This is a genomic window from Spongiibacter sp. C9W (assembly GCF_057370015.1).
In genome coordinates, this window is the sequence record NZ_CM170672.1 from 2,673,822 (window position 1) to 2,699,443 (window position 25,622).

The 25,622-nt window shown below is 56.1% G+C and carries 26 protein-coding genes and 1 tRNA gene; 13 read left to right on the top strand and 14 right to left on the bottom strand.

The genetic code is table 11. From position 1 onward, the window contains the following. Nucleotides 1-77 precede the first annotated feature (77 nt). Nucleotides 78-1,190: a helix-turn-helix transcriptional regulator gene (locus AC2Q8J_RS12665; protein ID WP_486451453.1), complete on the top strand. Its 1,113-nt coding sequence runs from the start codon at nt 78-80 to the stop codon at nt 1,188-1,190. Nucleotides 1,191-1,242: 52 nt separating this feature from the next. On the opposite strand, the gene AC2Q8J_RS12670 is transcribed toward AC2Q8J_RS12665, so the two are convergent. The 3 genes from AC2Q8J_RS12670 to AC2Q8J_RS12680 all read right to left on the bottom strand — a co-directional run bounded on the left by AC2Q8J_RS12670 (nt 1,243) and on the right by AC2Q8J_RS12680 (nt 4,522). After that, a complete protein-coding gene (locus AC2Q8J_RS12670) occupies nt 1,243-2,892 on the bottom strand; it encodes a hypothetical protein (protein WP_486451454.1) in 1,650 nt (549 codons plus the stop codon). Nucleotides 2,893-3,090: 198 nt separating this feature from the next. After that, nucleotides 3,091-4,296, bottom strand: a complete 1,206-nt coding sequence (locus AC2Q8J_RS12675; RefSeq protein ID WP_486451191.1) for an ISL3 family transposase — start codon at nt 4,294-4,296, stop codon at nt 3,091-3,093. Nucleotides 4,297-4,435: 139 nt separating this feature from the next. After that, a tRNA-Leu gene (locus tag AC2Q8J_RS12680) sits at nt 4,436-4,522 on the bottom strand. Between the two features lie 122 nt (nt 4,523-4,644). Here AC2Q8J_RS12680 and rnr point away from each other — a divergent pair. The 7 genes from rnr to dnaB all read left to right on the top strand — a co-directional run bounded on the left by rnr (nt 4,645) and on the right by dnaB (nt 11,607). Next, a complete protein-coding gene (gene rnr, locus AC2Q8J_RS12685) occupies nt 4,645-7,056 on the top strand; it encodes a ribonuclease R (RefSeq protein ID WP_486451455.1) in 2,412 nt (803 codons plus the stop codon). 55 nt (nt 7,057-7,111) lie between these two features. Beyond that, nucleotides 7,112-7,843, top strand: coding sequence for a 23S rRNA (guanosine(2251)-2'-O)-methyltransferase RlmB (rlmB, locus tag AC2Q8J_RS12690; protein ID WP_486451456.1), 732 nt, complete (start codon nt 7,112-7,114; stop codon nt 7,841-7,843). Nucleotides 7,844-8,000: 157 nt separating this feature from the next. Then, the gene (gene rpsF / locus AC2Q8J_RS12695) at nt 8,001-8,444 is read left to right on the top strand and encodes a 30S ribosomal protein S6 (RefSeq protein ID WP_204996199.1); all 444 of its coding nucleotides are present in this window, start codon (nt 8,001-8,003) and stop codon (nt 8,442-8,444) included. A 26-nt stretch (nt 8,445-8,470) separates the two neighbouring features. Further along, the gene (gene rpsR, locus AC2Q8J_RS12700) at nt 8,471-8,698 is read left to right on the top strand and encodes a 30S ribosomal protein S18 (RefSeq protein WP_027874105.1); all 228 of its coding nucleotides are present in this window, start codon (nt 8,471-8,473) and stop codon (nt 8,696-8,698) included. A gap of 39 nt (nt 8,699-8,737) precedes the next feature. Beyond that, nucleotides 8,738-9,556: a hypothetical protein gene (locus AC2Q8J_RS12705; protein WP_486451457.1), complete on the top strand. Its 819-nt coding sequence runs from the start codon at nt 8,738-8,740 to the stop codon at nt 9,554-9,556. A 35-nt stretch (nt 9,557-9,591) separates the two neighbouring features. Beyond that, complete coding sequence (rplI, locus tag AC2Q8J_RS12710) at nt 9,592-10,038, top strand: 50S ribosomal protein L9 (protein WP_204996201.1); 447 nt, start codon at nt 9,592-9,594, stop codon at nt 10,036-10,038. A gap of 150 nt (nt 10,039-10,188) precedes the next feature. Then, nucleotides 10,189-11,607, top strand: coding sequence for a replicative DNA helicase (dnaB, locus tag AC2Q8J_RS12715; RefSeq protein WP_286693973.1), 1,419 nt, complete (start codon nt 10,189-10,191; stop codon nt 11,605-11,607). A gap of 42 nt (nt 11,608-11,649) precedes the next feature. On the opposite strand, the gene tatC is transcribed toward dnaB, so the two are convergent. The 10 genes from tatC to AC2Q8J_RS12765 all read right to left on the bottom strand — a co-directional run bounded on the left by tatC (nt 11,650) and on the right by AC2Q8J_RS12765 (nt 18,743). Then, nucleotides 11,650-12,417, bottom strand: a complete 768-nt coding sequence (tatC, locus tag AC2Q8J_RS12720; RefSeq protein WP_486451458.1) for a twin-arginine translocase subunit TatC — start codon at nt 12,415-12,417, stop codon at nt 11,650-11,652. Continuing rightward, nucleotides 12,414-12,866 carry a Sec-independent protein translocase protein TatB gene (gene tatB / locus AC2Q8J_RS12725; RefSeq protein ID WP_486451459.1) on the bottom strand — a complete coding sequence of 151 codons (453 nt, stop codon included), beginning with the start codon at nt 12,864-12,866 and terminating at the stop codon, nt 12,414-12,416. Before tatB ends, tatC begins: the two co-directional genes overlap by 4 nt. 3 nt (nt 12,867-12,869) lie before the next feature. Beyond that, nucleotides 12,870-13,109 (bottom strand): Sec-independent protein translocase subunit TatA, encoded by a 240-nt coding sequence (gene tatA, locus AC2Q8J_RS12730; RefSeq protein WP_204996204.1) that lies wholly within the window; start codon nt 13,107-13,109, stop codon nt 12,870-12,872. A 15-nt stretch (nt 13,110-13,124) separates the two neighbouring features. Next, the gene (locus AC2Q8J_RS12735) at nt 13,125-13,487 is read right to left on the bottom strand and encodes a phosphoribosyl-ATP diphosphatase (RefSeq protein WP_486451460.1); all 363 of its coding nucleotides are present in this window, start codon (nt 13,485-13,487) and stop codon (nt 13,125-13,127) included. Then, nucleotides 13,477-13,884, bottom strand: a complete 408-nt coding sequence (hisI, locus tag AC2Q8J_RS12740) for a phosphoribosyl-AMP cyclohydrolase (protein ID WP_483373721.1) — start codon at nt 13,882-13,884, stop codon at nt 13,477-13,479. The genes AC2Q8J_RS12735 and hisI overlap by 11 nt, the downstream gene beginning before the upstream one ends. 34 nt (nt 13,885-13,918) lie before the next feature. After that, nucleotides 13,919-15,550, bottom strand: a complete 1,632-nt coding sequence (ubiB, locus tag AC2Q8J_RS12745) for a ubiquinone biosynthesis regulatory protein kinase UbiB (RefSeq protein WP_286693977.1) — start codon at nt 15,548-15,550, stop codon at nt 13,919-13,921. A gap of 14 nt (nt 15,551-15,564) precedes the next feature. Beyond that, complete coding sequence (locus AC2Q8J_RS12750) at nt 15,565-16,179, bottom strand: ubiquinone biosynthesis accessory factor UbiJ (RefSeq protein ID WP_036256368.1); 615 nt, start codon at nt 16,177-16,179, stop codon at nt 15,565-15,567. An 8-nt stretch (nt 16,180-16,187) separates the two neighbouring features. Next, on the bottom strand, nt 16,188-16,937 hold the full coding sequence (ubiE, locus tag AC2Q8J_RS12755) for a bifunctional demethylmenaquinone methyltransferase/2-methoxy-6-polyprenyl-1,4-benzoquinol methylase UbiE (RefSeq protein ID WP_204996208.1): 750 nt from the start codon (nt 16,935-16,937) through the stop codon (nt 16,188-16,190). 86 nt (nt 16,938-17,023) lie between these two features. Continuing rightward, nucleotides 17,024-17,692: a replication protein P gene (locus tag AC2Q8J_RS12760; RefSeq protein WP_286693978.1), complete on the bottom strand. Its 669-nt coding sequence runs from the start codon at nt 17,690-17,692 to the stop codon at nt 17,024-17,026. Further along, nucleotides 17,601-18,743, bottom strand: coding sequence for a DnaT-like ssDNA-binding domain-containing protein (locus tag AC2Q8J_RS12765; protein WP_424142617.1), 1,143 nt, complete (start codon nt 18,741-18,743; stop codon nt 17,601-17,603). Before AC2Q8J_RS12765 ends, AC2Q8J_RS12760 begins: the two co-directional genes overlap by 92 nt. A 77-nt stretch (nt 18,744-18,820) precedes the next feature. On the opposite strand from AC2Q8J_RS12765, the gene radA reads away from it, so the two are divergent. Continuing rightward, nucleotides 18,821-20,182, top strand: coding sequence for a DNA repair protein RadA (gene radA / locus AC2Q8J_RS12770; RefSeq protein WP_286693980.1), 1,362 nt, complete (start codon nt 18,821-18,823; stop codon nt 20,180-20,182). A 21-nt stretch (nt 20,183-20,203) separates the two neighbouring features. On the opposite strand, the gene AC2Q8J_RS12775 is transcribed toward radA, so the two are convergent. Then, a complete protein-coding gene (locus tag AC2Q8J_RS12775; protein WP_486451461.1) occupies nt 20,204-22,669 on the bottom strand; it encodes a penicillin-binding protein 1A in 2,466 nt (821 codons plus the stop codon). 170 nt (nt 22,670-22,839) lie between these two features. Between AC2Q8J_RS12775 and AC2Q8J_RS12780 the strand changes: the two genes are divergently transcribed. From AC2Q8J_RS12780 to AC2Q8J_RS12795, 4 genes are read left to right on the top strand one after another with little or no spacing between them, the layout of a single operon-like run. After that, nucleotides 22,840-23,907: a pilus assembly protein PilM gene (locus AC2Q8J_RS12780; protein ID WP_286693982.1), complete on the top strand. Its 1,068-nt coding sequence runs from the start codon at nt 22,840-22,842 to the stop codon at nt 23,905-23,907. Then, entirely contained in the window at nt 23,907-24,467 is a 561-nt protein-coding gene (locus AC2Q8J_RS12785) for a PilN domain-containing protein (RefSeq protein WP_204996212.1), read from the top strand. Before AC2Q8J_RS12780 ends, AC2Q8J_RS12785 begins: the two co-directional genes overlap by 1 nt. 3 nt (nt 24,468-24,470) lie before the next feature. Continuing rightward, nucleotides 24,471-25,094: a type IV pilus inner membrane component PilO gene (locus tag AC2Q8J_RS12790; RefSeq protein WP_204996213.1), complete on the top strand. Its 624-nt coding sequence runs from the start codon at nt 24,471-24,473 to the stop codon at nt 25,092-25,094. Then, nucleotides 25,094-25,621, top strand: coding sequence for a pilus assembly protein PilP (locus AC2Q8J_RS12795; RefSeq protein WP_286693984.1), 528 nt, complete (start codon nt 25,094-25,096; stop codon nt 25,619-25,621). Before AC2Q8J_RS12790 ends, AC2Q8J_RS12795 begins: the two co-directional genes overlap by 1 nt. The last annotated feature ends 1 nt before the right edge of the window (nt 25,622 follow it).

Here is a 25,622-nt window from a genome sequence, read left to right on the forward strand (position 1 = left end):
TATCGACCCAAGCGTCATGGATGAGCTGGCAGGTCTGATGACGGGACGCTATAGCAGGCATTACGTAAGTACTTGGGATGCAATCACTACCATTAAGCAACGAGCCAGCGTTGATTCAGCACCTTTACGGTGCCCTGATTGATCCGGCGGGTTTTCATCACTTTCTCGAGACGTTGACGCTGTCTATTGGTGGTGAAGCCGCTGAGCTATTGGTGATCCGCCGCACCCCTCTGCGGGTGGAGAATGTTTGGTACTACGGTCTTTCTGAGGAGTTGTTGCAGTGGTACATAGGCAGCGACATGATTGCCGTGGATATCGTCATCAATACGGCAATTCGTCAGGCGCCAGGCGCTTTTCAGACCGCGCTTACCTATGTCGAAGAGACCAACCCCGATGAGGGCTCTGTGCGCTGGGAAGAAGAGCAGGGCATGCTCGATGCCGCTTGGCTGGTTGTTGAAAGCTCGGCGGATGAATGTGTGCTGCTGACAATTCAAAGAACTGTGGAACAGGGTGCATTTCAGCCGCATGAAATTGGCGCTCTGAACCGACTTGCTCCTTATATTCGTCAGGCTGTGGGCCTCAATCGGCAGTTAGCATCGCGTAGCGACGCGTCGTCATCCCTGGCTGCGATCATCGATGTATTGCCCGATGCGACGTTAGTGCTGGACAGCTATTCCACGGTGTTGCACTCCAATAAGGCCGCGCGAGCATTGCTTGGTCGCGAGCGCAGTCTGGCGATACGCGATGAGCGCCTGAGTTTTTCAGAGACGGCGCTGCAGTCCGCGTTTTTTCTCGCCTCGACACAGGTTGTGCGCGCCAGTATTGGTCGCGAGGGGCATTACACCGAGACCTTATTCTTAAAACGTGCCGGCCGCCAACCGCTGATATTTGTTTTGCGGCCGATAGAGAGCAGCGAGTTGTTGGCGGGCGGAGCGCTGCTTACCATTTATGAGCCCGGTCACCGGCAGTTACCAAATGCCGAACAAATTGCCGGCTATTTTGAACTTACGGTGGCGGAGTCCCAGGTGTGCGAGCACTTGGTAGCGGGCATGGATTTGCAGGCTATTGCCGACCACTTGGGGCGCAAGATAAGCACTGTGCGTTACCAGTTAAAGCAGGTTTTTCAGAAGACGGCCTGCACCCGGCAGGGAGAGTTGGTGAGCAGTATTTTAGCGGCGCTATTGCGATAGTGCCTGTTGCAATGGGTGTCTGCGGGCAGTTTATGCCCGCAGGAGGTTGAGCTTATTTTGCGACGACCTCTCCGACCAGCTCGCTGATAAAAAAGGCACTTTCATGGGACGTGGTGCCGTCCTTATGCGAAAAGCTAATCAGCGCCATGTCACGTCCGCGGCTGTCTTTGATGGGTGCAAAGAGCCAATAGCCTGTTGAGTCGTCGTCCATGGTTTCATAGTAATCGAGGCTGCCCGCCGCATTGACCTTCCAGCTGTGTTCGATCGTGCTTGACTCATCGGGGCCAAAATCCACTCTGCCTGAGCCGTTTTCGTAGAGCCTGACCGAAATTTTATCGGCTTCATCGGGGAAGGCGTATGTAAAGGCTTTGCTCTGGTTCTCGACAAACAGGCGCTCTGCGCTGCGTTCAACGGTAGCGGTTTTTCTATAGATGGCGCTGCCGTTGTCATCTTCTACTCGCAATTTTACCGTGAAGCGGCCCACGCGCATGAAGCTGAATGCATCCTCGGCGTCGCTTTCGCAGTTGAAATCTCCCCATTTGGTGGTGGTGCATACATCGTCACCGTCGGATAAGCCGCCGTCTCCGTCGGTTTCTGAAACGATGTCAGTCACGCTGAACTGTTTGCCATCAATGCTGTAATTTCCCCATTCTGAGGTAGGTGCGTCAGCGGGGAGGGAGGCGTCACCCTCGTCGCGATAGCTGTGGGCTACGTTGTAGCTGCCATCCTCAAGTACCGTAAGAACGTGGAATTCGTCAGCCTGATCTTCAATCAGCCAGCTACCTACAAAAGCATTGCTGCTGCTTTTGACGCTTTTAAATGCTGCGGCGGCATCGGCCTCGCTACCAAAATGTAGCTCATCGTTAACTAAGCGAACCGTTTCCTGGCCGCAGCCTTCGCCCAGCGTTTCACAGAAACCGCCATCGGTGTTGGACTGTGCCTGGGCGCTGAACATGATTACGCCATCGGCAGGGTTCCACTCGTAGTAGCCCCACTCTGCGGTGGCGGTACCCTGATCATCGTTACCGTATTTGTGGCTGACAATGTAGCGATTTCCGCTCAGGAAAGTCAGTACGCTGACTTCTTCGCCATTTGGCCCTTTACCGTTACTGCTCTCGCCCGCCGGCTCGACAAATAACCAGCTGCCGCGCAGGTCGGCCTGTTGTGAGCGGCCAAAATGGGCTTCGGCCTTGTCCGCGCTGACTAAGCTTTTGCCGGTGGGGGTCGCAATTTCGGTGTCGAATTGCGTTTCAAACTCTGGTTGCGGCAAGCCGAGATTGAGCTGTGCATCGGCAAGAAGGCCGTGAATCTCGCCGTCAATGGTAATGCCATTGTCCGCATTGCCGTCATCGTCCAGCGACTGCAGCAAGCGTAGAATATTGGTGACCTGGTTGGGCGTGCCGCCGTCCATGTCGGCTGGAGTGACTCGGCCGCTGGCGGGAACCTCAGGCAGTGTGATTCCACCAATACTGAAGGTGACGCTATCGCCCTCGACAAATTCGTACTCACCCAGCTCAGTCGTGCTGCCTGATTGGCCGCTGGGCGCGGTTTGATAGCGGATGCCGGCAACGGCGCTATCGGTAAAAATGCCTCGCTGAACCTCCGGCTCGGAACTATTGCTTCCGCCAGACGAGGAGCCACCGCCACCACAGGCGGTGAGTGTAAAGGCTAGGGCGAGCGGCCCCCAATGAGCTGATTTCATGGTATCTCCGATTTTTGTACCGAATGTCTAAAGTCGCTAGAGGACCATAGAGCCAGGTACAGCTCATCTCCCAAATTGGGTATGCGTTACTGGGTAGCGGCGGAAATCGGCAATATTTCTATAATTACCGGGAGCGCGCCTTACTGTTTGCCTGTTTGGGGGGAGGGCGTAAGTGAAATGGTGGGGCATAAAAAAGGTTCATCGTAAATCAGGGTGGAACGCCGCCCTGATCTTCATGAAGAAATAGTCGTTATCCCGATACCCGTATGCCATTCGCTTGATCACCTTTATCTTGTTGTTCATTCCCTCCAGCTTGCTGGTACTGAGTGGGTGGATGGCTGAGGCAAGAATACCGGGAAGGTAAGGCTTTAGCTTTCTCGCAAAGTCTTGCAAGGGCTTGATAGCGCTATCTTGTACCTGCTTCCACCAGAGCTTCCATTGCCGCAGAGCCACTAATTGAGACCGGCAGTACCAGACCTCTTTGAGCTGCTCCTTGAGGAGGTATACGGTCATGAGGGATTGGTTGGCGGCCAATAGCTCCTCGAGATAACTCTGCTGGTCACCCGTCATGTTCTCTCGATTTTTCAGTAATACCCAGCGGCTGCGCTTGATCCATTTTCGGGCTGTCATGTTCCCCTTGAGTTGATTGGCCTGATCTACCCTGACTCGATCAATCACCTCTCGGCCATATTTGGCGATGACATGAAACAGGTCATAAACAACCCTGGCTTGGGGGCAATGCTGCTGAACCTCGAGGTCGAAGGCGGTATTCATATCCATGGCGACTGCCTGGATATGCTGGCAATGACGGCCCATTTGTTTAAAGAATGGGCGAATGGACTCTCGGCTACGGCCTTCACCGACCCAGAGTACTTCCTGTGTATCCGCATCTGCGACCACAGTGGCGTAGCGGTGCCCCTTAAAGAGGGCAAACTCATCCATCATCAAGCGCGTTACAGATGACCAGTCGGGATCACCGAGCTCTCGCTCTAATCGCTGCTTGTCGATGGCTTTAACAGTGTGCCAATTCAGCGCCAGCAACGAGGCAACATGCTTGATAGGCAAAAGACGGCACAGCCCCTCTACATGGCTCTGTAGTCGGCGTGTCAGACGCTTACAAGGAGAAAGCCAGGCAATCCGCTGAACACGAACACCGCAGGTATCACAGCGAACGCGCCCGATCTCAATGTGCAGCATGACTTGATAACCAAAGAAGTCCCGGTCGCGAACACGCCGGTGGCGGTGGTCATGAACCTGTCGGCAGGCTCTGCCACAGTTTGAGCAACGAGGATGAACCCCGCGATCGCGGGACAGGTGAAGGTGTAGCCAGCCCCCCTCTATCTTGTGTGTGTCGGCTTGAAAACCTTCAAATAAATGCTGAGATAGCGCAGAATCAGTAAACACAGGCGGGAAGTCGGTTGCTGGTGGTTTTGGTCGATTACTATCAACCGATAACCCGCCTGTTTTTGCAACCTACCCACCTGAATTTACGAAGAACCATAAAAAAGGCCTTCGCTGAATCAACGAAGGCCTTTTCAAAATATGGTGCCCAGGAGAGGACTTGAACCTCCACGGCCGTGAGGCCACTAGCACCTGAAGCTAGCGTGTCTACCAATTTCACCACCTGGGCAGGGGGTAAAACGAGGCAATTGCTGCCGAGGCGCGCAATTTACTGATATCGCGCTTTTTTGTCAACGCTTTGCGTTACACTAGGCGCAAATTTTCTAGCTATTCAAGAGGAACTGCCACTGCATGCCAAAAGGCCGCAAGCAACATAACGACCCCCATGCCGCTCGTGAAGCCGAGCGCTATGAAAATCCTGTACCTAGCCGCGAGTACATCCTCGACCAGTTGAGGTCTTCAGAGCAGGGTATGACGGCAGCGGCGCTGCGCAAGCGTCTTGATATTGCCGGGGAGGAGCTGGAGGAGGGCTTGCGCCGCCGCATCAAGGCGATGTTGCGTGACGGCCAGTTGATTGAGGGGCGCCGCGGTAAGCTGATGGCCCCTGTTGTTGGTGATGCGATTAAAGGACGCGTGCAAGGGCATCGCGACGGCTACGGTTTTGTGCTGGTCGAGGATGAAGAGGATGTATACCTGCACAGCCGGCAGATGCAGCAGGTCTTTGACGGCGACACGGTTGCAGTAGAGGTTACGGGTAGCGATCACCGTGGGCGGCGGGAAGGCATTATTGTCGATGTGCTTGAGCGCAATACCCAGCAATTAGTGGGTAAGCTGGTTGACCACCGCGGCCGCTGGGTTGTGGTGCCGGATAATAGTCGAATCCAAAATTGGGTCGCACTTGAGGATGATGACACGGCGGGTGCCAGCGAAAATGACTTTGTGATGGTGTCGATCACGCGTCAGCCCGGGCTGCGCCAGCAGGCGCGGGGCAAAATAGTAGACGTGCTGGGTGACCGGGCGACCGTGGGCGTTGCCACGGAGCTGGCACTGCGCAGCCATGAAATCCCCTTCGAGTGGCCCGAGGCGGTAGAGGAGCAGGCTCGGCAGTTTGGTACTGCGCCCGCGGAGGTGGATAAGAAGCGTCGTGTCGACTTGCGTAAGCTGCCGCTAGTGACGATTGATGGCGAAGACGCGCGGGATTTCGACGATGCCGTCTACTGTGAGAAAAAGCGTTTCGGTGGTTGGCGGCTGTGGGTGGCCATTGCCGATGTCTCGCACTATGTGACGCTGGGCTCCGCGCTGGATGAAGAGGCCCAGCGCCGCGGAACCTCAGTGTATTTTCCCGATCGAGTGGTGCCGATGCTGCCGGAGGCGCTGTCCAATGGCCTGTGCTCGCTAAACCCGGATGTCGACCGCCTGTGCATGGTGTGTGAGATGACCATCAGTGCGCGGGGGCGGCTGAGTGGTTACCAGTTTTATGAGGCGGTAATGCGTTCACATGCCCGCCTTACATACAACGAAGTGGGCGCCATGCTCGGCGTGGAAGGCGCTGACCCCGCTAAAGACACCGGCAAACACCGCGACCTGCTTCCTCAGTTAAGCGAGCTTCACAATTTGTACACAGCGCTGCGTGAGGCGCGCTCTAAGCGTGGTGCCATCGACTTTGAAACGGTTGAGACACGCATCGTCTTTGACGACGAGAAACGTATCGATGCGATCGTGCCCGTACACCGCCACGATGCTCACCGAATGATTGAGGAGTGCATGCTGATCGCCAATGTGGCGACGGCAAAAACGCTGGAAAAGTCAGGGCTTGAAGCGCTGTTCCGCGTGCACAATGGCCCATCCGAGCAAAAGCTGAGTAACTTGCGAGAGTTTTTGGCGGAGATCGGGCTGGGGTTAAAAGGTGGCGACGACCCCTCGCCCACCGATTACCAAAAATTATTGGCGAGTTTGAAAGACCGGCCCGACGGCCAGATGATTCAAACGATGATGTTGCGCTCGCTGAGCCAAGCCGTGTATCAGCCGGACAACGATGGCCACTTTGGCTTGAACTACACCGGCTACACCCACTTTACCTCGCCGATACGGCGCTACCCGGATTTGATGGTTCATCGGGCGCTGCGGTATTTGTTGCGCAACGGTGGCGGGAAAGCCCCCAAATGCTTTCGGCCTGTGAAAGGCGCACCTGATCTGCCGCGCGAAAAGATCTATCCCTATGATATGGCGGCGCTGCTGGGTCTGGGTGAGCACTGCTCGATGGCCGAGCGTCGCGCCGATGATGCCAGCCGCGATGTAATGGCGTTTTTGAAATGCGAATTCCTGCAGGAGCATGTGGGCAGTGAATTCGACGGCATGATCGCTGCGGTGACGGGCTTTGGTTTGTTTGTTGAGCTGCAGGACCTCTACATAGAAGGGCTGGTGCATATTTCAGCGCTGCCACAGGACTACTATCAGTTTGACCCGGCCCATCAGCGCTTGGTGGGTGAGCGCAGTCGCCGGGTATACCAGTTGGGTGATTCGCTAAAAGTGCAGGTGCTCAGTGTCGACCTAGACGAGCGCAAGGTCGATCTCGGCTTGGTGCAAGGCGAGACCAAGCGCCGCCGTAAACGGTCGCTGCGCGAAGCGCTTGCCAAGGGACAGGTGCCAAAGTCCAAGCCCGGTAAAGCCCCTAAGGCAAAGCGCGGTGCTGCTGGCAAGAAGTCGGGCGCAAAGAACAGCTCTGCCAAAAAGGGAGTGGCCAGTAAGAAGCGCCGCCGCTAACGCAGTGATGAACCCCGCCCGTGAGGAATACGGGATGCTTACAAAAGGTTAAAGAGTGAAAGAGCAGATTTTTGGCTTGCACGCCGTTACCACTGCGCTGCAACGCCGCCCGGAAAGTATTAGTGAAATGTGGGTGCTGGAGGGGCGTCGAGACAAGCGGCTACATACCGTGCTTGAGCTGGCGCAGCGACATGGCATTACTCTGCATGAATGTTCTCGAAAGGTGCTGGATGAGCTCGTCGACGGACGGCATCAGGGGGTGGTTGCCAGTGCCAAGGCGCCGACGCAAACCCACGAAAAGCGCTTGCCCGAGCTGGTTGCCGAAGCGGGCAAGCGCGCTTTGGTATTGGTCCTCGACGGTGTGACTGACCCCCATAATCTCGGCGCTTGCTTGCGCAGCGCCGATGCCGCGGGGGCCACGGTAGTGATCGCGCCCAAGGATAATTCTGCGAGCTTAAACGCGACCGTACGCAAGGTGGCCTGCGGGGCTGCCGAAGCAGTGCCATTTGTGCAGGTAACCAACCTGGTGCGCAGCCTGCGCCAACTCCAAGAGGCGGGGGTGTGGATTATTGGCTTGGCGGGAGAGGCGTCGCAGTCGCTGTATGAATGTGACCTGGCGGGGCCTGTTGCGCTGGTGATGGGCGCCGAAGGGGCAGGTATGCGGCGCCTAACCCGAGAGCAGTGTGATTACTTAGCGCACCTGCCAATGGCCGGGGAGGTCAGCAGTCTCAATGTATCGGTTGCCACCGGGGTGTGCTTGTTTGAAGCGGTGCGCCAGCGTCTTTAATACCCGAATTTGATTAAAAAATGCACGAATTGCTTGCATCTGTCAGGGTGCTTGCCTAGAATTCGCGCTCTTGTTTTAACGGTAAGCTCGCCCATAGCGGCTGGTTTGCCCTCCTTGCCACACCATAAAGGGTGGCTTAACCCGTAAGGAGCATACAATGCGTCACTACGAAATCGTGTTCCTGGTCCACCCGGATCAGAGCGAGCAGGTACCTGGTATGGTCGAGCGTTATACCCAGGCTATCGAAAAAGACGGCGGTAAAGTTCACCGCTTGGAAGACTGGGGCCGCCGTCAACTGGCTTACCCCATCAACAAAATCCACAAGGCTCACTACGTGCTGATCAATGCTGAAGCAAGCGCTGATGCGATCGACGAGCTGACCACAAACTTCCGCTACAACGACGCTGTTCTGCGTAACCTCATCATCCGTCAGGATGAAGCGGTTACTGAAGAATCTCCGATCATGAAGGCGGAAAAAGAAAGCCGTGAGCGTCGCAGCCGCAGTGAACAGCGCAGCGAGCGCCGTGACAGCGAGCAGCCTACCGAGAAGCGTGAAGAAGCATCAGAAGCCGCTCCGGCTGCTGAGCAGAACGCTGAATAATTGCGGACAGAGTGAGGATTTAAAAGATGGCACGTTTTTTCCGTCGTCGTAAGTTTTGCCGCTTCACCGCGGAAGGTGTTAAGCAGATCGACTACAAAGATCTGGACACTTTGAAAGCCTATGTTTCAGAAACTGGCAAGATTGTTCCCAGCCGTATTACTGGAACCAACGCCAAGTACCAGCGCCAGCTGTCTACCGCGATTAAACGCGCGCGTTTTCTGGCTCTGCTGCCTTACACCGACAGCCATAAATAAGCTGAGCGGATAGTCATGCGCCCCCTTGCAGAATTTATTATGAAAGGGCGCCTCCAGGCGGTGGCAGTAGCCGGTCTGGGGATAGGCAGTTTGATGTTTGCCTGGGTAGGGGCCTCAGCCGCTGCCTTGGTTACCCTGAGAAAGGGAATGACCGAGGGCGCCTTTGTTGTATTTTGGGCGCTTTTACCGGCCATCGCCGTTGCGTTATACGGCCAGGATGTCGGCCCGCTTTGCATGCTGTTAACCACAGCCGCAGCAGCCGAAGTACTGCGTAGCAGTCGATCCTGGCCTTTAGCACTTGCCAGTGCTGTGCTGGGTGGAATGCTCAGCGCCTTTGCCCTGTATCACGGGGCACAGGAATACCTGGCGGGAATTTTGGCTACCGTGCAGCCGATGTTGGATCAGCTTCAAGCGCAGTCCAGCAATGCGTTGCCCCAGATACTGACCGGCGATATTGCGGCAGTGATTGGCGGCAGCACAGTGTTGTGGAGCGTGTTAGCGCTTATGCTGGCGCGCTGGTGGCAAGCACTGTTGTACAACCCGGGTGGGTTTCGCGAAGAGATGTGGTCTTTGCGCCTGCCAGCGGTACTGACCGTTGTGTTCGTGGCAGTGATGCTACTGGTGAGCCAACTGGGCGAAGTGTACCGCTTCTGGGGCGTTATGTGTTTGCTGCCACTGATTGCTGCGGGGCTGTCACTGGTGCACGGGGTGGTGGGTCGTCTTGCCTTAGGGCGTGTATGGCTAGTGGTGTTTTATATCGCGCTGCTGTTGTTAGGGCCGCTGTGGGCGGTGCTGATTTTGGCAGCGATTGTAGATAGTTGGATTGATATCAGACGGCGTTTGCTGACGGCCCAATAGGCCTCGAGACAGACGCGCAGAAGAGGGTTAGAACCATGCAAGTGATTCTGCTTGAGAAAATTGGCAAGTTGGGTGACCTGGGCGACCAGGTAAATGTGAAATCCGGTTACGGCCGTAATTTCCTGATTCCCTTCGGTAAAGCAGTTCCTGCCACCGAAGACAATGTAGCGACATTCGAAGCGCGCCGCGCCGAGCTGGAAGCCGCTGCTGCTGAAAAGCGTGCAGAAGCTGAAGCACGCGCAGCGAAACTGGCTGAAGTGGCTGTTAACATCGAAGCGAATGCGGGCGAGGGCGGCAAACTGTTCGGCTCTATCGGTACTCGCGATTTGGCTGAGGCGATCACTGCTGCTGGCGTTGAAGTAAGCAAAAGTGAAGTGCGTATGCCTGAAGGTCCCATCCGTGAGATTGGTAGCTACGAAATCGCTATCCAGGTTCACAGTGATGTGATTCAAAACGTTGCCGTAACGGTTGTTGCTGAGTAATAACTCGCCAATCAATGGTAGCAGCGGGCGGTGAGCACTGCCCGCAATGCTGTGTCCTGTTAATGGGGTGCGGTGAAAAAAGCGCGCGTGGCCTTGCTGGTCGGCGCGTTTTTTTTTTGCCACAATGGCCAACCAACCTGAGCAGTGAGTGTGGCTGTGCAAGCTGACGCCTATCCAGAATCTGAATCGCCGCCGGAATTTGAAGACGGTGACTTCGCGAAATTGAAATTGCCTCCGCACTCTCTGGAAGCGGAGCAGTCGGTGCTGGGCGGCTTAATGATTGCCGGTGAAGCTTGGGACTCGGTTGCCGATATGGTTGGCGAGGGCGATTTCTTTCGCCCCGAGCACCGTCTGATTTACGCCTGTATGAGTCAGCTGGTCGAGCAAGAGCAGCCGATTGATGTTGTCACCTTGGCGGAAACCCTGGCGCGCAACGGGCAACTCAAAGAGGTGGGTGGCACCGCCTACCTTGCCGAAATTGCCACCGGGACGCCGTCGGTCGCGAATATTCGCGCCTATGCGCAAGCCGTGCGCGAGCGCTCGATCTTTCGTTCGCTGATCTCTGCGGCCAACTCCATTGCCGATACGAGCTTTAACCCCGAGGGGCGAAGCAGCGACGAGGTGCTGGACGAAGCCGAACGTCGCATTATGCAGATCGCTGAGGAGCGCCCGAAAGCGGGCGGCCTGGAGCCGATCAATCCGCTGTTGAAGGAAGCCGTTGATAAAATTGACGAGCTGTTCAACAACGACGATGCAATTACCGGTTTAAGCACGGGCTTTGAAAAACTCGATGAGATGACCTCTGGCTTGCAGAAGTCGGACCTGGTCATCGTCGCTGCGCGACCATCGATGGGTAAGACGACGTTCGCCATGAACCTGGTGGAAAACGTCCTGTTGCGATACGAGCAACCGGTACTGGTGTTCAGTATGGAAATGCCAGCCAGCCAGCTGATGATGAGGATGTTGTCGTCAGTGGGTAAGATCGACCAGGGTCGGGTGCGTAGCGGCAAACTGGAAGAGGAAGATTGGCCGAAGCTGAGCGCGGCGGTAAGTAAGTTGAAAGATCGGCCACTGTTTATCGACGATACCGCGGCATTGACCCCCACCGAGGTACGCTCACGGGCGCGTAAAGTGCTACGCGAGCATGGCAGTATCGGCATGATCATGCTCGATTACCTGCAGCTGATGCAGGTGGCTGGCAAGGGAAGCGAGGGGCGAACTGCGGAAATCTCCGAAATATCACGCTCGCTCAAGGGGATAGCAAAAGAATTCGACTGCCCGGTCATCGCGCTGTCACAGCTTAACCGGGCACTGGAGCAGCGGCCCAATAAGCGCCCGGTGAATTCCGACTTGCGGGAATCCGGTGCGATCGAGCAGGATGCCGACGTCATCATGTTTATCTATCGTGATGAGGTCTACAACGAAGAAACGCAAGATAAAGGCGTTGCGGAAATTATTATCGGCAAGCAGCGTAACGGCCCCATCGGAACCGCGAGATTGAGCTTTATTGGTAAATTTACGCGCTTCGAAAATCTCGCCTTTGGCGATTACGACGACCCTGGTTACTAAGCTCAGCCTATCAGGTGACACTGGGCCAAGCCCCGTCTCCGTTCATAGAGACGGGCGCTGGTCTTCCTCGTTCGTCGCAGGCCGCGACTGAATAAAGCGGCCAAAGAATATTCCCACTTCAAACAGTAGCCACATTGGCAGCGCCAGTAGCATCTGCGAGATAACGTCTGGCGGTGTTAGCAGCATACCCACGACAAAACAGGCCACCACCACGTACGCACGCTTGGCTGCGAGCTTTTCAGCGCTGGTTACGCCGGCGCTAATCAGTAATACCGTGGCGATGGGGATTTCAAAGGCAATGCCGAAGGCCATAAAGAGCTTCAGTGCGGTGTCGAGAAAGCGCGAAATATCGGGTGTATAGGACACGCCCTCCGGTGTGATACTGCTGAAAAAGCCAAACACCAGTGGGAATACCACAACATAGGCAAAGGCCAGCCCGAGATAGAAGAGCAGCACGCTGGAAAACAACAGCGGCGCGGCAATACGCTTTTCGTGGCGATACATGCCGGGGGAGATAAAGGCCCATATCTGGTGAAGAATCACCGGGATGGCCAGGCAGACCGCCGACACAAGTACCAGTTTAAACGGGGCGAGGAAGGTGGAGGCAACCTCGGTGGCGATCATGCCGCTGCCTTCTGGCAGGTACTGTTGCAATGGCTGCGAGACGAAGGCATAGATCTCGGAGGAAAAGGGCATAAGCCCCAGTGCGCAAATCAGCACTGCCAATACGATTCGCAATAAGCGGTCGCGCAGTTCAGTGAGGTGGGCAATCAGGGGTTGGCCTTGATCTTGGTCAGCGTCGATACTCATGGCGCGGGGTCGCTGCCTTTTTCTTTAGTGGGGGTGTTATTGCTGGCGTCGTGGGCTGTTTCCGGGTCGGTTCCAGATGCTTCCGGGGCAATGGAATGCTCGTCCAGCGCGGGCTCGGGCGTGTCGTCCTCGTCGCCCTGCTTCGCATTGGCGCGGCTTAGCGAGCGCTCAACAGAGCGGATGTCGTCGGCGGCACTTTCAAGGCCGTCTCGCAGGGATTGCTTGCTGTCTTCCAGCGAAGCCATTATCGACTCATTGTGGAGCTGTCGGCGGATTTCATCGGCGCCGACCTCTCGTTCGATTTCCTGGCGAATGCTGGTAAAGCTTCTGCGCAGCCGTCCTAGCCATAAGCTGATTGTTCTCACTGCGGTTGGCAGGCGCTCGGGCCCTAATACCAGCAGACCGAGTACAGCGATCAGCAGCAGTTCGGCAAAGCCGATGTCAAACATGGTTTATTTTGACTCGCTTTTTTGTTCGCTTTGCTCGGCTTGAGCACTGTTGGCTTCGCCGTCGGCCTCTTTTTGCTCAATGTTTTTGGCCTTGTCGTCTTCGCCATCAAGGCTGTCTTTAAAGCCTTTTACGGCGCCGCCGAGGTCGCTGCCGATATTTTTAAGCTTCTTGGTACCAAACAACAGCACCACAATTGCCAGAATGATCAACAGTTGCCAGATACTAATACCACCAAGTCCCATTGCTACTTACCTCACTTATTGTTTGTTGTTGCCGCGCTGTGCTTTTTCATCATGGCCGGAAAGCCCAAAGCGCCGCGCAAGTTCATGTAAAACATCGCTGTGGTCGATGCCCAAGTGTTGAAGCATAACCATCGTGTGGAACCACAGGTCTGCGGTCTCATAGATTACGTCTTGATGGTTGCCACTGTGCTCGGCATCCTTGGCGGCGATGATCGCTTCCACGGATTCTTCGCCGACCTTTTCCAGAATTTTGTTGAGCCCCTTGTGGTACAGGCTGGCTACATATGAGCTGTCGGCGTCAGCGCTTTTACGCTCGGCGAGCACCGCATCTAACTCACTGAGTATCGATGTATCCGCGGCATCAGAATTATTTGTCATAGATCTCTTCCGGGTTCTTTAGTACCGCTTCCTGGGTTTGCCACTGCGCCTCTTTCAGGCTGCGATAGAAGCAGCTCTGGCGCCCTGTATGGCAAGCGATGCCGCCTATTTGTTCAACCTGCATAAGAATTGCGTCGCCGTCGCAGTCTAGCGCGATGTCATGAAGCGTTTGTGTATGGCCGGAACTCTCACCCTTGCGCCACAAAGCGTTGCGCGAGCGCGACCAATAAACGGCGCGTTGCTCGCTCACGGTCAGTTCAAGCGCTTCGCGATTCATCCATGCCATCATCAGCACGCGACCGCTGTGCACGTCTTGTGCAATGGCAGCGACCAAGCCAGCGTCATTCCATTTGACCTGGTCTAACCACTGTTTACTGTCTTGCCGCTGCATAAACATACTGCCTTCGTTTTCTGCGTGCGCCTACTTTACATTAGCGCGAGCGAATTAAGAAATATAAACCGGCGCCTAGCAAGGCGAGGCTCGCGGTGGGTAGTGACTGCAAGCCAAGGCTGATTTCCGGATCGGCGATCAATGCGGCGGCCAGCAGGGCGACGATACCCAGTCGCTGGTTTCGCGCGCGCCTGTCGCGTTGCTCAGCCTGTTTTTCCGCCTGTTGTAATTGCAGGCGCAGTGCGTCGTTCTGTGCTTGCTGCGGCGGTTGGCCGCGCTCAAGCAGCGTCTCGGGTAATTGCGGAAGTTGCTCCAGCCAGCCGGGCAGTCGGTGGCCGACGCGCTTCAGCATACTCTGGGGCGAATAGCGGTCGCGGATCCAGCGCTCCAAAAAAGGCATGGCGGTTGCCCATAGGTCGAGCTGCGGATACAGCTGGCGCCCCAGGCCCTCTACATTCAGCAAGGTCTTTTGCAACAGCACCAGCGAGGGTTGTACTTCCATATCGAAGCGGCGAGCAGTTTGAAACAGGTATACCAGCAACTGGCCGAAGGAAATTTCTGACAACGGTTTTTCAAAAATCGGTTCGCTGACGCTGCGGATGGCGGCTTCAAATTCGTGAACTTTGGTGTGCGGAGGCACCCAGCCGCACTCAACATGGAGTTCTGCGACTTCACGGTAGTTGCGCTGGAAGATCGCCAGTAGGTTGCGCGCTAAATAGTACTGATCGAAGTCGCTGAGGCTGCCGATAATTGCGCAATCAATAGCGATGTACTGCGGCGACTGAGGGCGGCCTTCGGCAACGAAAATATTGCCGGGGTGCATGTCGGCGTGGAAAAAGCTGTCGCGAAAAACCTGGGTGAAGAAAATTTCCACGCCGCGCTCGGCGAGCTTCTTCATATCCGTGCCCTGTGCGTTCAGGGTCTCCACATCGGTAACGGGGATGCCGTGAATGCGCTCAATGACCAGCACGTTGCGGCGGGTATAGTCCCAGTAGACCTCGGGCACATAAAGAATATCTGAGGCGGCGAAATTGCGGCGCAGCTGCGAGGTATTGGCGCCTTCGCGTTGTAGGTCCAGCTCGTCGTAGATGGTGTGACGATAGTCTTCAACGACCTCTTCGGGGCGAAGGCGGCGGCCATCGGGGAGGTGGCGGCGGACAATGCGAGCAATGCTCTGCATTAACTGGATGTCTTTGCCAATCGTGGTTTCGATGCCGGGGCGAACGACTTTAACGACGACCTGCTCGCCCGTCTTCAGCGTTGCGCAGTGCACCTGGGCAATGGAGGCCGAGGCCAGCGCGTTGCGATCGAAAGAGGCAAACACGTCATCGACGCTTTGGCCCAGCGCTTTTTCAATTACGGCGACCGCCTGGTCGCTGGGAAAAGGCGGTACGCGGTCTTGCAGTAATGCGAGTTCTTCGGCGATGTCGTCGGGCAGCAGGTCCCGCCGGGTAGAGAGCAGTTGGCCGAATTTGATAAAAATCGGCCCCAGCGACTCAAGGGCTAAGCGCAGTCGCTGCCCTCGGCTCAACGCCGGTGCCGGGCACAGGCGCCAGGGGCCGCAGCGCAGAAGTAGGCGCAATCGCAGTGGCAGTTTGTCCTGGGGAAGCAGCAAGTCGATGCGATAGCGACAGACGATAATGAGTATGGCAAGCAACCGGCGCAGGCCCATTCGGTATTCCTTTGTTACTGAGTTTTCAGGCGCTGCTGTAGGCGACGAAGTTTCGCTTCGAGACGCTCACTGCGGGCGTTCAGGTCGTCGATATCTTTGAACATCGCTTCTGCCTGCAGGGGGTGGGGCAAGAGTCGACTCTCTTCTAGTAAAAAGTCTTCAAGCTGGCGGCGCAGGTTTTTCCCGGTCCCGCTCAGCCAGCGATGCCCGGCGCGCAAGCCCCGGCCAATTTGGTGTGCGGCAACGTCGCCAAAGGCCTCGGCCAGTGGGTGTTCCCAGTCTAGTTGCAATTCGGCCAGTAGCTTGCGCAATGCCAGCAGGGGGGCGGTGTCGCCGCTGACTTGAATATTGCCGTTAATCAACGCTGCTGCCGGATCGTCAGCGGAGGCGACGGCGGCGAAGTCTCGCCAGTGCCCTCTTAGTGCGGTGCTCGGTGATTGTGGTGCGTGCAGCCCCAGTTTTAATCGCTTGCCGTTAATGCTGAGCCCGATATTCAAGTCGGGCTCGCGCAGTTCTAGGGCAAAGCTTTCGCCATCGAGCTCGGCGAGTTTGGCGGCGCTACTCGGGTCGAGCTGCAGTGCTCGGTTGACCGCGTCCTCCAGCCCTGAGAGGGCTGCAGTGCTGATCATGGGGGGAATCACGGCTTGACGCCCCGGTGAACGGCAACCACGCCGGCCGTCATATTGTGGTAGCGGACCTCGGCAAAACCGGCTTCGGCCATCATTTCCTTAAGGGTTTCCTGGTCCGGGTGCATGCGAATGCTCTCGGCGAGATAGCGGTAGCTGTCTTCGTCATTGGTGATGAGCTTGCCCATGCGAGGCAGAATGTCGAAGGAGTAGCGGTCGTAGACCTTGCTCATTAATTCATTGGTCGGCTTGGAGAATTCCAACACCAGCAAGCGCCCGCCTGGCTTCAGTACGCGCAGCATAGAGCGCAGCGCGGCGTCTTTGTCGGTGACATTGCGCAGGCCAAAGGCGATGGTAATGCAGTCGAAGCTATTGTCCGGGAAGGGCAGGCACTCGGCGTTGGCCTGCACATACTCAATATTACCGACAATGCCGCGATTGGTTAGTTTTTCGCGGCCCACCTGGAGCATTGAGTCATTGATATCGGCAAGCACAACCTTGCCTTCACTGCCAACTAAGCGGCTGAATTTGGCCGCCAGGTCGCCGGTGCCGCCCGCGATGTCGAGCACGCTATTGCCGCGTCGGACGCCGGAAAGCTCAATGGTGAAACGCTTCCAAAGTCGGTGAATGCCCCCGGACATGAGGTCGTTCATTAAGTCGTATTTGCCGGCTACCGAGTGAAATACGCCGGCTACCATGTTTACTTTTTCACCGCGGTTGACGGTTTTAAAACCGAAGTGGGTTGTTTTGTCGTCTGCCATAGTCTTTGTCCCGAGGGGCGTGGGGCGCTGATCGCGCGCGTGCGGCGATATTGTATCCGCTGCGACGGCGGCCTGCACGGCCGTTGTTAGATATTCAATTTACTGCGCATTTCCCGCATGCGACGGCGCTGTTCTTCCGGTTCCAGAGGCTTTGCCTCCGGTGCGGGGAGCGCCTCTGGGTGCGGGGGTTCTAGTGTGTGACCGCTGCGCACCTGCTCGCACAGCGCCTGGTAGTGGCGCTTGTAGACCGGGAAGGCCTGCTGCTCGGTATTGTTTGCCAGAAAATACCAATCGCTTTTGCGTCCGGCGTGGTAAACCGCAGGGTGGGACCAGCGGTATTCATTTTTGGGTGAGGGCGCTCTGCAAGCCTCTACATAGGCGCTGTGGGGGTCTGGCAGGCCCAGTGCTTGGTCGTCGGGTTCGCAGTATTTCAAAATGCCTTTGATCGTCGGCAGGAATTCAGACTCGCGAATAGCGCGATGACAGGCTGCGGTAATTTGCTCTGGTGGAATATGGCAAAGGTTGCTGAACCAAAGCTTCTTGGCATAAGAGAGCTTCTCGGCGTTTGCGAAGGCTTTGTTGTATTGGTTGTGATAGACGAGCTCAAACTCCGCAAACATGCGGTTGATGGCGTCGATAACAGCGCTCTTATCCGGCAGTGGCTTAGAGGCCGTCGGCCCAGCTTCGGTCGGTGTGTTTGTCGATGAAGCCAGTTGCCGCTTGGCTTGATCCAGAAGCTTTTTGCTGTCGTGCATCGTATTTGTCCAGTTGGTGACTGTGTGCCCAGCGATATTTTACATGCTGTAGAAACTTTGTATTCCAGGAGCGTTGGGTCTGGCCGCTGTCACGCCAGAACAGTATAAACTCAGGAATCTGCTCGCGGGCAAAGTCGGCATCGATCCTCGCCATGCGCAAAATTTCAAAGACTTCCGGGCTGGGCTGCCAGTCGTTGCGAATCGGCACATGGGCTTGTTCGTGGCTGACGGCATTCGTGTATCGCGCCCACTGCAATCGAATATGTTGTAGGAATCGAGAGTTCCAGTTGCTATCTTGCGTGCCGCGCTCGCGCCAGTAAAGAATGAACTCGGGAATGGCGTCTTCAATGAAGTGCTCACTGATGCCGTCGCGCAGCAGGATGTCGAGAGCGTCTCGGCTGGGGCGCCAGTGATTGTCGATGACTTGGTGCCGGGCTTGCTCTATTTCAGCGTATTGCTGTTTTTTCCAGCGGCGGCTGACGTACTGGCTAAATGTGCTGCTCCAGGAGCTTCTTGCTTCGCCGCTTTCGCGGTAGTGGGCGATGAACTCGGGTATACACGCTTCGATAAAGTGGTTGCTCACCCGGTTGAAGCGGGTGAGGTATTCCACGGCGGCGGGGTCGGGGCGCCAATCGGCACTAATAAGCTGGCGTCCGGGAACGGCTTGGGTGGGGGCGCTGCTGCGCACTGCCGGTTCGGGCCGTGTCGATGCCGGCCGAGCTGGGGCGTTTTGGGGCGCGCCTGTTTGCTGAGCGGGCATGGCAAAGCGAATGTTGCGGGCATTGCTGATCAGCGCGCCGCCGATAATAATGAGTCCCTGGTCGTGGAGTTGTTGAAGCAGGCGGTCAATATCGGCGCTTTGCCAGAACGGCAGTTGTTCTTCGAGCCGCTGGCGGTCAATAAGCAACCAGTCTTGACCCTGGCGTGGGCGGACTTCCAGCAGGGGCTGCCAGTCGGCGAGCAACTGGTATAGCAGGGCGCACTCCAGGCCAATGGTTGCTGCCAGAGTGGGCGATACCAGTAGGGGTCTTTCCAGTAGTGGCGCCGACATGAATCATTATCCTCGCTTGGCAGAGTATTGTACGGGCTAGTCGCCTGTTCTGTCAGCACAGCAGCGGAGCACAAAGTATGGCGAAGGCCAAAACAGCCTATGTTTGTAGTGATTGCGGTTCCGACCATCGCAAGTGGCAAGGGCAGTGTCAGGACTGTGGCGCCTGGAATACGCTTACCGAGGTGCGCTTGGCTGCGGCAGGTGCCGCCTCGGCGCCTGCTGGGCGCCAAGGCTATGCCGGCGCTGTTGGCGAACTGCAAAGTCTGTCGAGTGTTCAAATAGAGGATTTACCGCGAATTGCCAGCGGCTTTGAAGAGCTGGACCGGGTGCTCGGCGGTGGTTTTGTACCGGGTTCGGCGGTGCTGCTTGGCGGTCACCCTGGGGCGGGGAAGAGCACCTTGTTGTTACAGGTGCTGTGCCGCTTGGCGACGCGCAGCCGCTGTTTGTACGTCACCGGGGAGGAGTCACTGCAGCAAGTGGCCTTACGTGCACGCCGCCTTGGTTTGTCGGCAGAGGAGTTGCAGCTGTACTCCGAAACCAGTCTGGAGGCGGTATTGGCGCAGGCGAATCAGCACCGGCCGTCGGTGTTGGTGGTCGACTCGATTCAGGTATTACATAGCGAGCAGGTGAGTTCGGCGCCCGGCAGTGTTTCCCAGGTTCGAGAGTGCGCCGCGGCGTTAACGCGCTTTGCCAAGCAGACCAATACGGTGTTGATTATGGTCGGCCATGTGACCAAAGACGGTGCGCTGGCTGGCCCGAAGGTGTTGGAGCACATCATTGATTGCTCGATTATGTTTGAGGGCGGCAGTGACAGCCGTTATCGCACCCTGCGCGGCCATAAAAACCGCTTTGGCGCGGTGAATGAGCTGGGCGTGTTTGCCATGACCGAGCAGGGCCTGAAAGAGGTTAAGAACCCGTCGGCGATTTTCCTGAATCGCGGTGATGTGCAGGCGGCGGGCAGCGTGGTGATGGTGGTGTGGGAGGGCACTCGTCCTCTGTTGGTAGAGATCCAGGCGCTGGTTGATGAAAGTAATTACGGCAATCCCCGTCGTGTTGCGGTGGGGTTAGAGCAGAACCGCTTGGCGATGTTGCTGGCGGTGCTCCACCGCCATGGAGGATTGCAGCTCGGCGATCAGGACGTATTCGTCAATGTGGTTGGTGGCGTCAAGGTGCTGGAAACCGGGGCTGACTTGGCGCTGTTGTTCGCCATCGTATCGAGTTTTCGCGACCGCGCCTTGCCCGAAGACTTGGTCGTTTTTGGCGAGGTGGGCTTGTCGGGGGAAATTCGCCCTGTGCCCAGTGGGCAAGAGCGCCTTCAAGAAGCGAAAAAGCACGGCTTTAGCCGCGCTATCGTGCCTAAGGCGAATGCTCCCCGCGGCGATATCGCAATGGATGTCGTCGCGGTCAGCACGCTTGCCGAGGCTATCGAGGCAATGTAACGCTGCCTCGCTGTGGCGCCTTTAGAACAGCTCTATCGGCTCGCTGCTGTCTTCTCCATAAGGGCTGCTGCCACCGCTGCTTGTGTTCACGGTAGTGGGCGCATTCTCTGCCCGGAAGTATTCAAAGATTGCATTGCTCTGCCCCGGCGCGGCCAGGGTGCCGGTTTCCGGGTCAATACGCACCGACACGATACCCTCGGGTTGTTTTAGGTAGCGCTCCTGGCGGCCCTGCAGTGCGACTTTCATATAGTCGATCCAGATTGGCAGGGCAACAGAGCCACCGTACTCGCGGCGGCCCAGCTTCTGGTTTTGGTCGAAGCCGACCCATGTGGAGGTGACCACGCCGCTGCTGTAGCCAGAGAACCAGGCGTCGGTTGGCCCGTTTGTGGTTCCCGTCTTGCCGGCAGCATCGCCGCGTTTTAGGACTCGGGCTTTGCGCCCGGTGCCGCGTGATATAACGTCCTTGAGAATGCTGTCGATAAGGAAGACAACTTCCTCGTCGATCACTCTCTCTGCCAAGTCCTGCTGGCCGGCAGCGGTGTCGGCATGGAGGTCATCCAAAGAATCTGCTTCCACCATGCTATCGATGTCGTCGAGCCTGTCCAGGCCGGCTTCGCAGTTGCGGCAGGCGACTTTCGGTTCAGCGCGGTAAAGGGTGTTGCCATCGCGGTCGATGATTTGTTCTATCAGCCACGGCGACACCTTATAGCCGCCGTTGGCAAACGTGGCGTAGCCGGTAACCACGTCGAGAGGCGTCAGTGAGTGGCTGCCCAGCGCAAGAGAAAGGTCTCTTGGGAGGGTGCGGCCGTCGAAGCCAAAGCGGGAGACGTAGTCGATGGCGGTATTGATTCCCAGCTCTCGTAAAAGTCGAATCGATACCAGGTTCCTAGACAGGTACAAGGCTTTGCGCAGTCGCATTGGGCCGTTAAATTTGCCGTTGGAGTTGCTCGGGCGCCACGTTCCCCCCAGTGAGGCGTCGTCGAATACGATGGGGGCATCATTGATGATACTTGCTGGTGTAAAGCCATTGGCCAGTGCAGCGGTGTAAATAAAGGGTTTAAACGCTGAGCCTGGTTGCCGGGCAGCCTGGGTGACGCGGTTGAATGAGCTTCGCTGATAGCTATAGCCGCCGACCAAACTGAGAATGGCGCCGGTGTCTGCGTCCAGTGAAACCAACGCTCCCTGAATGGCGGGTAGCTGTGAAAAAATCCAGCGCTTGGGGAGTGATGAGCTCATGCGCAGTCTGACAACGTCGCCAGAGGCGATAAGTTCATCTACGGATTCCACTTCGTAGCTATTTCGGTCTTCATTAATATACCGAACGCTGCCGGCAAAACCCTGCTCCCAGTCGAGGGTGGTTTGCTCGCCGGTGGCGAGTAAGAATGTTGCGCTCTGACTCTCTATGTGGAGAACAAGGGCTGGGTGCCAGGGGCCGATGGCGCCAATGTCGCGAAGCTTGTCGCTAAAGTGCTCGCGCTGTTGCTCGTTGAAATCGGCGGGGAGCGGCCATTGTTGTTCAGGGCCCCGATAACCGTGGCGACGATCGTATTCGATAACGCCGTTTATTACGGCCTGGTTTGCGGCAGTTTGTAGGGTGCTGTCGACGCTGGTGATAACGCTGTAGCCGTTTTCATAGGCATCGCGGCCATAGCGCTTCAGCATTTCGACGCGGACCATTTCGGCGGCGTAGGCGGCACTGACGTCGAGTTGTGTACCGTGTCGGCGAGCGGTGATGTCTTGCTGTTTAGCCGCTTGGTAATCGGCTTGGTTGATATAGCCCAGCGCAAACATTCGGCCGAGTATCCAGTTTCGGCGAATCCGGGCTCGCTCTGGGTTGGCAACAGGGTTGTAGGCCGATGGGGCTTTGGGTAGTCCGGCGATCATTGCCATTTGGGCAAGGCTGAGTTCCTTAATGGACTTGCCGTAATAAGTTTGCGCGGCGGCCTCGATGCCATAGGAGTGGTTGCCGAGAAAGATTTTGTTGAGGTAGAGCTCGAGGATGTCGCCTTTGCTGAGTTTGCGCTCTATTTCGATGGCGAGAAAAATTTCGGTGAATTTACGCGTGAAGGTGCGCTCTTGGCTCAAAAAGTAGTTCTTTGCGACTTGCATGGTAATGGTCGAGCCGCCGGTTTGAATGCTGCCGCTGGTGATCAACTGCGATGCCGCGCGCAGCAAACTGGTGAGGTCGACGCCGCGGTGTTGGTAGAAGCGGTCGTCCTCGGCGGCCAGAAACGCCTTGATGAATGTGTCGGGGACTTCTTGAATGCTGACCGGTGAGCGGCGTTTTTCGCCGAATTCACCGATAATCTGGCCGTCTCTGCTATATATACGCAGAGGTGTTTGCAGCTCGACATCGCGTAATTTTTCCGCCTCGGGGAGCCGTGGCGCTATGTACAGGAAGGCGGCGCAGAACACCATGACAGCGCCACAGGCACCAAGGAGTGCCAGAAGGCTAAAAGAACGTAACAGCGAAGTAGTGCGAGCCATATTTTTCCAGTTATGCCAATGGGCTTTTAAAACGCGGACAATAGGATACCCAAATCTGTGACACTATCCGGGTATTTTTTTCATAACTATTTGCGCAATGGTATACACTGGTATTTAATCTTGCATATAAGAATTCGCCCTAAGTCCACGATGTAAATAGGAAAATAACAGTGCTAGATGGCTTGTTAGGCGGTCAAAAATCTCGCAATTTGCTCGGTGTAGATATCAGTTCCAGTGCGGTAAAAGTGCTGGAGTTGAGTCGTAGCGGGGAAAAACTTCGCGTTGAAAGCTACGCCGTAATGTCGCTGCCGCCTCAGTCCGTGGTTGAAAAAAATGTGGTTGAGGTCGAAGCCGTCGGTGAAATCATTAAGGCCGTATACAACCGCTCTCGGAGCAAGGTGACCAAGGCCGCGGCCGCTGTGCCCGGGTCTGCGGTGATTACCAAAATGCTGCGAATGCCCGCTGATATGAATGATAACGCCATGGAGGCGCAGATCTCCCTGGAAGCTGATCAATACATCCCCTATCCGCTTGATGAGGTGGCGCTGGACTTCGAGGTTGTCGATGTTGCCGAGGACGAGCCGGATCAAGTTGAAGTCATGCTGGTGGCCTGCCGCCGGGACAACGTCGATAGTCGCGTTGAAGCGCTGGAGATCGGTGGTCTGGAGCCGAAGGTGATGGACGTTGAGGCCTACGCGGTGGAGCGCAGCTTTGAGCTGATGGCGCCGCAGATTGGCGTGGATGAAAATACCGTTGTCGCGATCGTCGACATCGGCGCGAGCATGACCTCGCTAAGTGTGATCGTCGATGGTGAGACGGTATACACGCGCGACCAAGTGTTCGGCGGTCGCCAGCTCACCGAGGAAATTCAGCGTCGCTACGGCTTGAGTGCCGAAGAGGCGGGATTGGCGAAGAAACAGGGCGGCCTGTCGGATGACTACGACAGTGAGGTGCTGGCGCCCTTTAAAGAAGCCGCCATTCAGCAGGTTTCGAGGTCTTTGCAATTTTTCTTTTCGGCGAGTCAATACAGTGCTGTTGATACTATTTTACTCGCCGGCGGCGTTGCCGCGATGCAGGGTTTGGCTGAAATGGTCGAAGAGCGCCTGGGCGTAAATACGGTGGTTGCGAATCCCTTTGCCAATATGGCGATTGCCTCAGGAGTCGATGCCATGCGCTTGAGCAATGATGCTCCTGCCATGCTGGTGGCTTGCGGTTTGGCGCTGAGGAGTTTCGACTGATGGCGAATATTAACCTTTTGCCCTGGCGTGAAGAGCGCCGCCAGCTAATCAAGAAGCAGTTTCTTATTATTCTGGGTGCCTCGGTGGCGGTTGCCGCACTGCTGATCATGCTGACGATGAGTATTTTTAACAGCGCCATTAGCGGCCAGGAAGGCCGTAATCAGTATTTGCAAAGCCACATAAAACGCATAAACAAAGAGGTGGCTGAAATTCGTGATCTGGAGCTGCGCAGACAACAGCTGCTCGACAGAATGAATATTATCCAAAACCTTCAGGGCACACGCCCGTTAATTGTGCGGGTTTTTGATGAGATGGTTCGCACGCTACCTGACGGCCTGTTCTTTACCTCTGTGGTTCGCTCCGGCAATCGCATCGATGTTGAAGGCATTGCAGAGTCGAATAACCGGGTGTCGAGCCTGATGCGTAAATTAGATGCTTCCAGCTGGTTTTCCGAGCCAAACCTTACGGCGGTGAAGGCAGCAGAGGAATACGGTGATCAGGCGAGCAACTTCAAGCTTTCCTTCCGTATCAGCGCCCCTTCCCCTGAGAAGGAGAAATAAGAGATGGCCGTGCAGTGGCAGGAGTGGGTTGACGAGGTCAAACAGTTTGATATCAACGATATCAACGAGGGCAATATTGGTGCGTGGCCGGTACTGGTTCGCGCTGCGCTTTGGGTGCTGGCTTTTGTGCTGGTATTGGTGGGCGGCTATTTTTACGTGATTGCCGACTTGCGGGTGGAGCTGGACAACGCCGTTGCCAAGGAAGCGAAGCTAAAAACAGAGTTTGAGAAAAAAGCATTTAAAGCGGCGAAGCTCGAACCGCTTAAAAAACAAATGGCGGAAATGGAAGAGTCATTTGGTATTTTGCTGGGTCAGCTGCCGGCCGATACCGAAGTGCCAGGCCTGCTTGAGGATATGACCGAAAAAGCCGTGGATAACGGCTTGGAAATTGACAGCATTAAGCTGCAGCCGGAGCGTACGCAAGAATTTTATATTGAGCTGCCCATCGCCATCGAAGTGGAGGGCACCTACCACGATTTGGCGGCCTTTGTGAGCGGTATTGCGAGCTTGCCGAGAATCGTGACGCTCCACGATTACAAAATCAAAACGAACAAGCAGCTTGGCACCCAAAGCATGTCGATCACCGCGAAAACGTATCGCTACAAAGAAATTGACGGGGGATCGTAATGAGATATTTACGGCTCGCCATACCTGTGCTGTCCACGACGCTACTGGCATGCAGCAACAGTGGGCAATACGCCGATATTGATGCCTTTGTCGCCGAAAAGCGTGCAGCGCCCAGTGGTGTTATTGAGCCGATTCCCGCCCTGCAGGCTTATCGTGCCTTTACCTACACCGCATCTGGCTTGCGTGGCCCCTTCACGCAGCCCGTGGACGTAAAAGAAATTGCGCGACTGGAAGCATCCTCCAATGTAAAGCCCAATCTTGAGCGTGAGCGCGAATATTTAGAAAGCTTCTCTATCGATGCGTTGAAAATGGTTGGCACGGTGCGCTTGAACAAGGTGTTGTGGGCGCTGATGAAAACCCCCGATGGCGGTGTGCACCGAGTCAAAGAGAATAATTATTTGGGCCGCAACCACGGCAAGATTATGAAAGTTGGCGACAACTTTATTTCGGTTGTTGAAATTGTTTCCACCGGCGGAGAAGGCTGGGTGGAACGGCCGCGCTCTTTAGAGCTGAGTAGCGGTAAGTGAG